The 12,345-nt window shown below is 60.2% G+C and carries 7 protein-coding genes; 1 reads left to right on the forward strand and 6 read right to left on the reverse strand.

The window, feature by feature from the left end; all coding sequences use genetic code 11:
- Window positions 1–567: 567 nt before the first annotated feature.
- The 4 genes from FYJ40_RS03305 to gltB all read right to left on the reverse strand — a co-directional run bounded on the left by FYJ40_RS03305 (window position 568) and on the right by gltB (window position 9,310).
- Complete coding sequence (locus FYJ40_RS03305) at window positions 568–1,644, reverse strand: hypothetical protein (protein ID WP_154515965.1); 1,077 nt, start codon at window positions 1,642–1,644, stop codon at window positions 568–570.
- 358 nt (window positions 1,645–2,002) lie between these two features.
- A complete protein-coding gene (locus tag FYJ40_RS03310; protein ID WP_154515968.1) occupies window positions 2,003–2,710 on the reverse strand; it encodes a hypothetical protein in 708 nt (235 codons plus the stop codon).
- 424 nt (window positions 2,711–3,134) lie between these two features.
- Window positions 3,135–4,616, reverse strand: coding sequence for a glutamate synthase subunit beta (locus tag FYJ40_RS03315; protein WP_154515971.1), 1,482 nt, complete (start codon window positions 4,614–4,616; stop codon window positions 3,135–3,137).
- A 5-nt stretch (window positions 4,617–4,621) separates the two neighbouring features.
- The gene (gene gltB, locus FYJ40_RS03320) at window positions 4,622–9,310 is read right to left on the reverse strand and encodes a glutamate synthase large subunit (RefSeq protein WP_154515974.1); all 4,689 of its coding nucleotides are present in this window, start codon (window positions 9,308–9,310) and stop codon (window positions 4,622–4,624) included.
- Between the two features lie 523 nt (window positions 9,311–9,833).
- On the opposite strand from gltB, the gene FYJ40_RS03325 reads away from it, so the two are divergent.
- Window positions 9,834–11,090, forward strand: coding sequence for an Nramp family divalent metal transporter (locus FYJ40_RS03325; RefSeq protein ID WP_154515977.1), 1,257 nt, complete (start codon window positions 9,834–9,836; stop codon window positions 11,088–11,090).
- A gap of 469 nt (window positions 11,091–11,559) precedes the next feature.
- Here FYJ40_RS03325 and FYJ40_RS03330 read toward each other — a convergent pair whose 3' ends face one another.
- Entirely contained in the window at window positions 11,560–11,703 is a 144-nt protein-coding gene (locus FYJ40_RS03330; RefSeq protein WP_035137395.1) for a rubredoxin-like domain-containing protein, read from the reverse strand.
- An 89-nt stretch (window positions 11,704–11,792) separates the two neighbouring features.
- On the reverse strand, window positions 11,793–12,296 hold the full coding sequence (locus FYJ40_RS03335; protein WP_117743517.1) for a flavin reductase family protein: 504 nt from the start codon (window positions 12,294–12,296) through the stop codon (window positions 11,793–11,795).
- Window positions 12,297–12,345 lie beyond the last annotated feature (49 nt).

Consider the following 12,345-nt stretch of genomic DNA (forward strand, 5'->3'; position numbering starts at 1 on the left):
GCTCCTCCCTCACGATTAACTTGAACATTTGTCCATTATCACCTAATGCAGCAAACTAAAGTCGAATATATCGGTTAACGGAGGGACGAGAGAGATGTGAGGGCAAACGGAGACAGCAGGGCAATGCTCCAGCCGTTCCAGCAAAACGTCTTGATTTGTAACAGGTAGACCAGGTTTTAGCAGCCAGATGTTACAGATCGAGATCTTTCGGCACCGCGGCCAACCTTTGTCTCAATCTGTAACAGTTGGGTCGAATTTTGACCGCTAGATGTTACAGATCGAGATCTTTCGGCACCGCGTCCAGCCTTTGTCTCAATCTGTAACAGTTGGGTCGAATTTTGGCCGTTAGATGTTACAGATCGAGATATTCTCCAGCCCTTTCATCAAACATCTAAATCTGTAACATGTAGACAGGTTTTCGGCCTCTAGATGTTACAGATTTAGATCTTTTAGCGGCAGCCAACCTTCTGTCTCGATCTGTAACAGTTACGAGGCCAAACGGCCCCTTGTTGTTACAGATCGAGACAAACTCGTCCGGAACAACCACATCCGCGTTAGTCGTATCCCTCAGCGCCCATACCACTGACGCTTCCATCCCTCAGCCAAATTGGCCCGCTGCGAAATACCCGCCAGCCTCATCTTTTCAGCCAGCTTCCCCGGGTTCTTGAGCTCATCAAACGTGAACCTCAGCACCTTGTGCCCGAGCAATGTCAGATGAGATTCCCGCTGACGCTCTGCTACGAACGGATCGACCGACTCCCGATCCCCACCATCCTGCAGGGTATACTTTCCTCTTCCGTCGAGCTCGCCAATCACGCACGTCCCGTCATCGAGCCTCCAGAAATAATCGACCCGAAACACCTGGCTCGAATCGAGCGGATCGCGAAACTCCACCTGCAACTCTGGCACCGGAAAACCGTATGCAATAAAGAACGCTCGGAACCGAGACTCGCCACCATTTTCGGACAGCCCGTCCGCATGCGACGCAATTACCTGAGCTCTGCGATACCCGCGTCTGCCCTCGCAATCGGCCTGGAGCCGTTCGCAGAGGTCGTCGCGCGATATGCCCTTCGCCCGCAGCGCAGAATCGGCAATCGCCAGACCATATGAAAACGGCGCACGCAGCAGACAATCCTCCACCGTGCGCCAAAACGGCGTCACTCGCACGCCGTCGACGCGCTCAAGCGCACCCGACGCCTGCGGACGCAGCAGCCTATATCCCGTACTCAACGCCACCGAACAACCCGTCTTGACCAAGTAACGCGGCCCGAGCAGATCATTCGGCACCTCCAGACCCCATATCAGCGCGGCGTCATACCCCCAAAACGCCCAATCGGGATGAAACTCCGCAAGCCCCTTGATGGTCCGCCGAGCCCGCTCCGGCGGCGTCAACACATCCCATTCATGCTGAAAACAGAATAGGTGCGATTCGGGCTCCGCAATATCGTCTGTGCCCACATGGCGCCGCAGCCACATGAGCTCGGCATTATCGTGCGTCGTAAGCAGCACGCCTTGTTCAGCCGCCTCCGTGAGCCTGGCAAGCATCCTATTCCGCGCCAAGGTGCTACGTGCTGCATGTTTGTGTTTGAAAACGGTATTAGACACTTTCATCACCACCACGTCAGACAAATGGACCATCGTCACCGTTGCCTCCGCTGACAAATGTCTTGATCTGTAACAGGAATACAGTCTTTGAGCCTCTAGTTGTTACAGATTTAGATTGTTCGGCACCGCGCCCAACCTTTGTCTCAATCTGTAACAGTTAGGTCGAATTTTGGCCTGTAGATGTTACAGGTTGAGACATTTCCCCAGCTAGGTGCCAAACGTCTCAATCTGTAACAGTTAGACGTTCTCCAGACCCCTAAACGTTACAGATTTAGACAACCCAGCAACGCCCAAGCATTCGTCTCGATCTGTAACGGGTGGACCGGTTTTTTGTCCCTAAACGTTACAGATCGAGATATAAAGGCAGAAGGCAAGGCAGGCGGCAGATGCCCATCCCCTACTCCCATTCCTGTTCGTAGATGTTGAGTGACTTTACGTAGCGCCCCTGGGCGCCCATGATGTCGCGAACCAGCCGTAAGAAGAAGCTGATACACGAGGTATCGAAGCCATCTTCTAGGTCCTCAGGATGCACCGCGCCAGGCCCGTCGACCGCCGTATCGCTCAGGCGCGCAATGTCGTAGAGGTAGAGCTGCCCCGCCGTCAGCCAGACATCGTCGACGCACGCGAGGCGCACCGCAATCGCACCATCGCGCCAGTGCTCCTTTTGCACGATATGCGGATCGTAGACGTCAAAGCGACGGTCAGTACGCGTATCGCGCAGCGCGACCATACCGGTCGCGGGATCCTTGTCCAAAATGCCAAAGCGCGAGAAATAGTGCGTGTCGCGTACCTGTTCGAGCCGTCTGAGCGAAGTAGGCGAAAGCGACGCCGGCGGCTCGTCAACATACAGCTCAAGCAGCGTCTTGCCATGGTAATAGGGACGCTCGAACAGCAGCCAATCGGTAAATGCCATGTTATAGGCCATGATTTCATTTTGCGAGGGCTCCTCGCAATAGCTGAGCCATGGATCGACTATCACTTCGAACTGTGTACGCGCCGCCTCCAAAAACTGAAACTTGCGCAGCATCCAAAACTGGGCCATGCCGGCAATATCGTCACCGACGGCCTCGGCCAGACGTCCCCGGTCCAAAACATGATCAGCCATGGCATCCTCCTCAAACTGATAAACCTCAATTTGAGCTTACGAGGAGGGCGGGTGGTCGCCGCCATCACGGGCGAAATGGGCATCGGGATGCAAACCAGATGCTGACCAAGCACTTGACGGGATACTTGCAGATTATACAAATTGCCACAAAATCGCGGGTAGAACTAGACGAATCACCCGCGCCGCTGTCCGCAAACAACTAAAGCCGCCACATAAACAGCAGAGCGCAACGAGCGCAAACGCCAACGGGTAGGCAGCCAAACGTCGGCAAACGAGCAAAACGCTCGCAAACCCGCAAGGAGCGTCCCCGGATGCCGGCATATAAGGAACGTCCCCAGCTGCCGGCACTTGGGGACGTTCCTTATATGCCGGCCGTTGGGGACAGCCCTTGCCGATTCGATTGTTGAGTAACTCCGTGATTGTCTTACAGCCCCAGCGCCTCGGCGACCTCGACTGCGCAGGCGAGGGCATCGGCCATGGCACTCACCACGAGCGAGCTGCCGTTGCGGGCATCGCCGGCCACATACACCGGCGCGGCATCCGCGGCAACGCTATCCACGCGAGCCGCAAGATGCGAGTCCTCGGAGGCCATCACGGGCAACGGACGACCCGCCGTGGCAATAGGCACGCCAACAGCGTCAAACACGCCGTGCTCCGGACCCGTAAAGCCACAGGCGATCAGCACCAGCTGGGCCGGCACCTCGTGCTCGGAGCCCGCAATGCGCTCGGGCTTGCCGGCCGACCAGTCCAGATCGACCACGCGCAGGCCCGCGGCAGCGCCCTTCTTGTCCAGCAATACCTCGAGCGTATCCACGCCCCAGGCACGCATCTCGCCGCCCATGGCAGCGATAGCCTCCCGCTGACCGTAGTCGGTCTTCTTAACGTTGGGCCACTGTGGCCAGGGGTTGCTCGCCGCACGCTTATCGGGCGCGGCCGGCAAGAACTCAAACTGACGCACACTGCGTGCACCCTGGCGCACCGCGGTACCCACGCAGTCGTTGCCGGTATCGCCGCCGCCAATGACCACAACGTCCAGGCCGCGCGCGTTCACCGCGGGCTCGTCGCCGTCGAGCACCGACACGGTCGAAGCCGTCAGGTAGTCCACGGCATACACCACGCCCGGGGCATCCACATTCGTAGCCAAAAGACCGCGAGGCGTACGAGCACCGGCAGCCACCACAACGGCGTCAAAACCATTGAGCTTGGCCGCCACCGCAGGGTTCGTAACGTCAGTACCCAGCTCAAAGACAATGCCCAGCTCGCGCATGAGCGCCACGCGGCGCTCGACCACGGACTTCTCGAGCTTCATGTTGGGAATGCCGTACATGAGCAGACCGCCTGGGCGGTCGTCGCGCTCAAACACCGTCACGCGGGCACCGCGACGCGCAAGTTCCCATGCAGCCACCAGGCCAGCCGGGCCGGAACCAACCACGGCGACCGAGGGCGCGTCCTCCCCTGCCGGCTCAAAGCGACGCGGGCCGCCGTTTGCCCATTCGTGGTCGCTGATCGCGCGCTCGTTATCGTGAATCGTTGTGGGCTGGCCGTCGACCGAACCCAGGTTGCACGCAGCCTCGCACAGTGCCGGGCACACGCGGCTCGTAAACTCGGGCATGGGCGAGGTGAGCGACAGGCGCTCGGCCGCCTCGTCCCAGCGACCGCGATACACCAGCTCGTTCCACTCGGGAATCAGGTTGTGCAGCGGACAACCACTCGGACGCGCCTTGCCAAAGCTCGCACCCATCTGACAAAACGCCACGCCGCACATCATGCAGCGGCTCGCCTGGGCGCGGCGCGCATCGTCGTCGAGCTCCACATACAGCGGATCGAAATCGCGGCTGCGCTCCTCCACGGGGCGCAGCTCGTGGGTCACGCGATCGATATCAAGAAAAGCACCGGGCTTACCCATGGCACTTACGCCTCCTTCTTGGTCGAAGCAGCAGAGCTGACAGCCACGGGCGCAGCACCGCCCGCGACATCAAAGCGAGCGACATCCGCGTTGCTCGCGCGGCCGGTCACGATGTCAAACGCCAACTCCTCGGCCTGCGCATGCGTCTTGCCCACGGCCTCGGCCGCAGCGATAATCGCCAGCACGCGCTCGTACTCGGTCGGAATGACCTTCACAAAGTGCTTGCTCATCGTCTCGAAGCTGTAGAGCAGCTTAATGCCGCGCGGGCTCTGCGTCGCGTCCACGTGCTCCTGGATGAGCGCGCGAATCTGCGCCAGCTCGCCAACCGTCGGGGCCTTGAGTTCCACGCTCTCGTGGTTCACACGGGCCTCGAGCGTGCCGTACTGGTCAAAGACATAGGCCACGCCACCTGTCATACCGGCGGCGAAGTTCTGCCCGACCTCGCCCAAGATGAGCGCCAGGCCGCCCGTCATGTACTCGCAGCCATGGTTGCCGCAGCCCTCGACCACCACGGTGGCACCGGAGTTGCGCACGGCAAAACGCTGTCCGGCAAGACCGTTAATAAAGCCGCGGCCGCTCGTGGCACCAAAGAACGCCACGTTGCCCACGATGATGTTCTCGTCGAACTTGTAGGTCGCATGCGGGTTGGGGCGCACCGACACCTCGCCGCCCGAAAGGCCCTTGCCAAAGTAGTCGTTGGCGTCGCCGCACACGTTGAGCGTAATGCCGCGCGGCAGAAAGGCGCCAAAGCTCTGACCGGCCGAACCATCGCAATCGATGGTGATGGAGCCGGCGGGCAGGCCCTCGGGATGCGCCTTGGTCACCGCATTGCCCAGGATGGTGCCCACGCAACGGTTGACGTTGGCGATATCGGCGCGGAACCGAATCGGGCGCAGGTGCGCACGGGCATCGGCCGTATAGGGAACGAACAACGTGGAGTCGAGCGTCTTGTCGAGCTCGCTGTCCGCAGCCATCTGCGGCAGGAAGTGGCGACCGTCGGCGCCCGGGATATGGGCACCGAACTCGCAGGTTGCGCTCGCCAGCACGGGCGACAGATCAAGCAGGTTGGCCTTGCGGTTGCCCGGTACCTCGATCTGGCGCAGGCACTCGGGATGGCCGACCATCTCGTCGACGGTGCGGAAGCCCAGGCTCGCCATGACCTCACGCAGCTGCTCGGCAACAAAGAGCATAAAGTGCTCAACGTGCTCGGGCTTTCCGCGGAAGCCGCGACGCAGGCGACAGTTTTGCGTGGCGATGCCGGCCGGGCAGGTATCCTGCTGGCAGTCGCGCTGCATGAGGCAGCCCATGGAGATGAGCGGCATGGTCGCAAAGCCAAACTCCTCGGCGCCCAGCAGGCAGGCGACGGCAACATCGGTGCCGTCCATGAGCTTGCCGTCGGCCTCGAGCACAACGCGGGAGCGCAGGCCATTTTGCAGCAACGTCTGCTGAGCCTCGGCAAGGCCGAGCTCCAACGGCAGGCCGGCGTGCCAAATGGAATCGCGCGCCGCGGCACCCGAGCCGCCATTGTGGCCGCTGATCAAGATCTTGTCGGCGGCACCCTTGGCCACACCGGTGGCGATGGTGCCGACGCCGGCCTCGCTGACCAGCTTGACCGACACGCGCGCACCGGGGTTGGCGTTCTTAAGATCAAAGATCAGCTCTGCCAGGTCCTCGATGGAGTAGATGTCGTGGTGCGGCGGAGGCGAGATCAGGCCGATGCCGGGCGTGGACTGACGGACCTCGGCGATCCAGGGGTAGACCTTCTTGCCGGGCAGGTGGCCACCCTCGCCGGGCTTGGCGCCCTGGGCCATCTTGATCTGAATCTCGAAGGCGCTGCACAGGTAGCGGCTCGTTACGCCAAAGCGCGCACTTGCCACCTGCTTGATAGCGGAGTTCTTGGAGTCACCGTTAGCCAGCGGGGTCTCGCGACGCGGATCCTCGCCGCCCTCGCCCGAGTTAGAGCGTCCATGCAGGCGGTTCATGGCGATGGCCATGCACTCGTGCGCCTCTTTGCTGATAGAACCGTACGACATGGCACCGGTGTTAAAGCGGCGGACGATGTTGCGCGCGGGCTCCACCTCGTCGAGCGAAACCGGCGTGCGGCCGTTGGCATTAAAGTCGAGCAAGTCACGCAGGCGCACGGCACGGCCGGTGCGGTGCAGGCGGGCGCTGTACTCCTTAAAGGTGTCGTAGCTGTCCTCACGACAGGCGGTCTGCAGCAAGTAGACAGTCTGCGGATCGATGAGGTGATCCTCGCCGCCGAGCGGGCGCCACTTGGTCAGACCCAGCGTGGGCAGCTGATCGGGAGCCGGGCTCTTAAGGATAGCGAGCGCGGCGTCGTAGCGCTCGTTTTGCTCGCGCTCAACGTCCTCGACACCCATACCACCCACACGGCTCACCGTGCCGGCGAAGTACGCGTTGACGAACTCCGGCGTAAAGCCCACGGCCTCGAAGATCTGCGCCGAATGGTAGCTCTGCACCGTGGAGATGCCCATCTTGGACATGATGGAAACGATGCCGGCGGTCGCAGCCTTATTGTAGTTGGCGATGCCCTGCTCGGCTGTCACGTCCAGATCGCCATGCGCCGCCAAGTCGCGAATGCACGCATGCGCGTTGTACGGATAGATGCCGCTCGCGGAGTAGCCCACCAGCGCCGCAAAGTCGTGCGGAGACACGGCGTCGCCACACTCCACCACGATGTCGGCAAAGGTACGCACGCCGGCGCGGATCAGGTGGTTGTGCACGCAGCCCACGGCGAGCAGTGACGGCACGGGTACCTCGTCCGCTCCGGCGCGATCGCTCAACACCACGATGTTCACGCCGTCGCGGACCGCAGCCTCAACGTCCTCTGCAAGCTGCTTGAGCGCAGCCTGCAGCGCGCCCTCGCCGGCATCGCGGCGGTAAACGGCACGGAAACGGCGGGTCTTAAAGCCAACACGGTCAATCGCGCAAATGCGGTCGAACTCCTCCTCGCTCAGCAGCGGGCGCTCCAGACGCACCAGTTGGCAGGCCGTACGAGAGTCCTCGAGCAGGTTGCCGTGGTTGCCCAGGTAGAGCGTGGTCGAGGTGACCATATGCTCGCGCAGGGCGTCGATCGGCGGGTTCGTGACCTGGGCGAACAGTTGATAGAAGTAGTCAAAGAACGAGCGTGTCTTCTTGGACAGGCAGGCCAGCGGCGCATCGATACCCATCGAGGCGAGCGGGGCCTTGCCCTGCTGGGCCATGGGGCGCACGACCTCGTCAACATCATCCCAGTGGTAGCCGAGCTTGGCCATACGCACGGCGGCAGGCACCTCGGCATCCTCGGCGGGCGTTGCCGCGGCGGGCTTGTCGAGCGCGTCAACGGTCAGCGTCTCCTCGGCAATCCAATCGCGGTAGGGCTTTTCCTTGGCATAGCGGGCGCGCAGCTCGTCATTGTAGATCACACGGCCGCGGGCAAAATCGACCTCGAGCATCTGGCCCGGTCCCAAACAACCGCTTGTCAGGATATTCTCGGGGCGCACCTCGATGGTGCCCACCTCGCTTGCCAGCATAAAGCGGCCGTCGCGCGTCACGTAGTAGCGAGCCGGGCGCAGGCCGTTGCGGTCGAGGGCGGCACCCAGCGTACGGCCGTCGGTAAAGGCGATGGCCGCCGGGCCGTCCCAGGGCTCCATGAGCATGGACTGGTAGGCATCGTAGGCACGACGCTCCTCGCTCAGGTTGTCGTTGTGGTCCCACGGCTCGGGCAGCAACATGGACGCGGCACGCGTGAGCGGACGGCCGTTCATGACCAAAAACTCGAGCACATTATCCAGAATCGCGGAGTCGGAACCCTCGCGGTTGATGATGGGCATCACACGCTCAAGATCATGCTGCAGCACGGGACTGTACAGGTTAGGTTCGCGGGCGCGAATCCAGTTGACGTTGCCCTTGAGGGTGTTGATCTCGCCGTTGTGGATAATAAAGCGGTTGGGATGTGCGCGCTCCCAGCTAGGCGTGGTGTTGGTGGAGTAGCGCGAGTGGACGAGCGCCACGGCCGTCTTGACGGCGGCGTCGTTGAGATCGATAAAGAAGCGGCGCATCTGCGTGGCAACCAGCATGCCCTTGTACACGATGGTGCGCGAGCTCATGGAGCACACATAGAAGATCTTGTCGCGCAGGGCAAACTCGGCGTCGGCCTTCTTTTCGATGGTGCGGCGGCACACGTACAGGCGACGCTCAAAGGCATCGCCGGCGAGCGTGTCGTCCGGACGGCCCAGGAAGGCCTGCAGGATGGTGGGCATGCAGGCGCGGGCCGTCTCGCCCAGATCGTGAGGGTCGACCGGCACCTCGCGCCAAAAGAGCAGCGGCACGCCGGCCTCGGCACAGCCTTCCTCAAACACGCGGCGGGCATCCTCTACACCCTTGTCGTCCTGCGGGAAGAACAGCATGGCCACGCCATAGTCGCCCTCTGCCGGCAGAATCTGGCCGCACTTTTGAGCCTCTTTGCGGAAAAAGTGATGCGGAACCTGGAACAGGATGCCGGCGCCGTCGCCGGTATTCTTCTCGAGTCCCGTGCCACCGCGGTGCTCCAGGTTGACCAGAATGGACAGCGCATCGTCCAGAATCTGGTGGTGGCGCTCACCGTTGATATCGGCAAGCGCGCCGATGCCACATGCATCGTGGTCGAATTCGGGGCGATAAAGGCCCTGCTGCTGAGCGGAATCTGCCTGCATCGCGATCCTCCCCTAGATATATAGACAGTCAGTTGAATAGGCATACTAGAAGCATCGCCGGCCCATTGTGTTTCCCGCCCGTTTCGAAACAATTGCGTAACGCACACCCTACGAGTGGACACCGCCGACCTCAAGGGCAACAACAAGGGCCCCAGGTTCGGCCTGTAAGCTCACCGCTTCAAACATCTCAATCTGTAACAGAAAGACCCAATTTCGACGACTAACTGTTACAGATTGAGATGTTCTCGAGAGACGGTTCCGAATGTCTCAATCTGTAACACGAGGGGCCGGTTTTGGCGGTCAGCTGTTACGGATCGAGATTTTCCATAGGACCATTTCTTCCTGTCTCGATCTGTAACACCTAGGCCCAATTTCCATCCCTAGTTGTTACAGATCAAGACATTTCGGCAACCCCCTTTTACCACCCTATTCAAATACAACAATTTTGTTAGTCATGGTCAGATTTCGAGCCTAAAACGGGTATCCTTTGCGGCGTCAAACAAACGGCACGCAGGAGTGCACCATGATCGACCATCTCAAACATCACTTTGGCTCCCCGCGCACCGGCGGCCACGGCGGACTCGACATCGCACGGCATATCGGCCCCGGGCTGCTCGTGACCGTCGGCTTTATCGACCCGGGCAATTGGGCCTCCAATATGGCCGCCGGCTCGCAGTTTGGCTACGCGCTGCTGTGGATCGTCACGCTGTCCACGATCATGCTCATCCTGCTGCAACACAACGCGGCTCACCTGGGCATCGCCACGGGCATGTGCCTTGCCGAGGCCACGACGCGCCACCTGCCCCGCCTCGTCGGGCGTGCGATACTCGGCAGTGCGTATCTAGCCACGGTCGCCACCGCCATGGCCGAAGTCCTGGGCGGTGCGATCGCACTTCAAATGCTCTTTGGCCTGCCCGTACGTGCCGGCTGCATCATCGTGGCGGCGGCATCGATTGCCATGCTCATGACGAGCTCCTACAAACGCGCCGAACGCTGGATCATCGCCTTCGTGGGCGTGGTGGGACTTTCGTTTTTAGCCGAGCTTCTGCTGGTCAAGGTCGACTGGCCGCAAGCCGCCACAAGCTGGATCACACCCAGTATGCCCACCGGCTCAGTCGCGATTATCGTAAGTGTCCTAGGCGCGGTCGTTATGCCCCACAACCTCTTCCTGCACTCCGAGGTCATCCAATCCATGCACTTCGAAGGCCAAGGCGAGCAGGTTATCGAAGAACGCCTGCACTACGAGCTCTTCGACACGCTCTTTTCGATGGGTGTGGGCTGGGCAATCAACTCGGCCATGGTCATCCTGGCCGCAACGACCTTCTTTGCGCACGGCATTGTCGTAGACGACCTCGCCGTCGCAGCGGCCACGCTCTCCCCCATTCTGGGCCCGGCAAGCTCGACCATCTTTGCGGTGGCACTGCTGTTTGCGGGCATATCGAGTAGCGTGACGGCGGGCATGGCGGCGGGCACCATCACCGCGGGCATATTCGACGAGGAATACGACATCCACGACCGACATTCCTCGATCGGAGTGGCGGCCTGTTTCGTCGGCGCAGTGGCGGCGTGCCTGATCGTCCCGAATCCTTTTGAGGGTCTCATTTGGAGTCAGGCACTGTTGTCGCTTCAGCTGCCGATTACGGTCTTTGTGCTCATACGACTCACCAGCTCGCCCCGCGTCATGGGCAAATACGCCAACTCGCGCCCGCTCAACGCGTTGCTCGTAGGGATCGGTGTCATCGTGACGATTCTCGACATCGTGCTGCTAACGGGGATGTAATGGGATGGCGTGACTGTCCAGATATAACGTCTCAATCTGTAACACGTGAGGCCGTTTTGAGCCCTTAGATGTTACAGATTGAGATTTTCTGAGAGATAGTTTCAGTTTGTCTCGATCTGTAACAAGTGGACCCAATTTCCGCGCCCAGATGTTACAGATCGAGATATTTCTTCAGCCCCAACCTTTTGTCTCGATCTGTAACAAGTAGAGGGGGTTTACGTGCCTAAATGTTATAGATTGAGATTTTGAGAATGATGGTTTTGGTTTGTCTCGTTCTGTAACAGGAAGACCCGTTTTGAGCCGTTAGATGTTGCAGGTTAAGACAAAAGGTCGGCCGGACTCACAACAGACAGGATCGGCCAATAGCAGCCGTGATCCCTTGGGGACGGAGGAAAAGGGCCCCGGCCGGGATATCCGACCGGGGCCCTTGGACAGAGCTATATGTTGCTGCAAGTCGTGTGTCTACGAGCTACTCCTCGACGAGCTCAAACTGATCGGGACCGACGCCACACACCGGGCACACGTAATCCTCGGGCAGCTCGGGCGTGTCGACCTCTACCTCGTAACCGCAAACGGTGCACACGAACTTGTACGTCTTCTTTTCCTCGGCCATGATGTTCTCCTCTCGAACGTGGCTGCTGGTGTACTTTGCTTATTAGTATACATTCTTAATAATATAATGCAAGCGGTTTTACCGCATTTCTACCCTTGGTACGAAGACGCCTTGGGCGGCGTCTTGCCCTTCAGGACCTTATGGTAGTAATCGTAGGTGAGCGGCGTCTCGTCGCTCAGGCGCTCGGCATCCTCGACCTCGCCGATAAACAGTAGATGCGTGCCCACATCCACTGTGTCGATCAAACGGCAGCTAAACAAGGCCGCCGCATGCTCGGGAACATAGGGCATGCCCAGTGCGGTCTCGCGCGTCTCGTACTTGGCAAATTTGTCATAGTTGCTGCTGGTACGGAATCCAAAGTTACCAATGTAGGGCATATCGGCCGTCTGATCGATCACGGTCAGCGCAAAGGCCTTGGCAGACGAGATAACACTAGACGTGACATTTTCCTTGTTCACGGCAACCGAAATGCGCGGCGGCGTGGACGTCACCTGCACCGCGGTGTTGATAATGCAGCCGGCGCGCGATCCATCTGCCGCGGCACTCACCACATACAGCCCGCACGGCATCGTAAAGAACGCAGTTTTATCCAAAACGATCACTCCCCTAACTCGGAATTGAGCCTTCCAGATGTATGTACCC

The organism is Collinsella sp. WCA1-178-WT-3 (M1), from assembly GCF_009696325.1.
In the GTDB taxonomy this organism is placed as follows: Bacteria; Actinomycetota; Coriobacteriia; order Coriobacteriales; family Coriobacteriaceae; genus Collinsella.

Bases quoted from the DNA above. Each gene is read 5' to 3' on its own strand.
- gltB (WP_154515974.1), bottom strand. From the start codon at position 9,310: ATGCAGGCAGATTCCGCTCAGCAGCAGGGCCTTTATCGCCCCGAATTC.
- FYJ40_RS03315 (WP_154515971.1), bottom strand. From the start codon at position 4,616: ATGGGTAAGCCCGGTGCTTTTCTTGATATCGATCGCGTGACCCACGAG.
- FYJ40_RS03325 (WP_154515977.1), top strand. From the start codon at position 9,834: ATGATCGACCATCTCAAACATCACTTTGGCTCCCCGCGCACCGGCGGC.
- FYJ40_RS03330 (WP_035137395.1), bottom strand. From the start codon at position 11,703: ATGGCCGAGGAAAAGAAGACGTACAAGTTCGTGTGCACCGTTTGCGGT.
- FYJ40_RS03310 (WP_154515968.1), bottom strand. From the start codon at position 2,710: ATGGCTGATCATGTTTTGGACCGGGGACGTCTGGCCGAGGCCGTCGGT.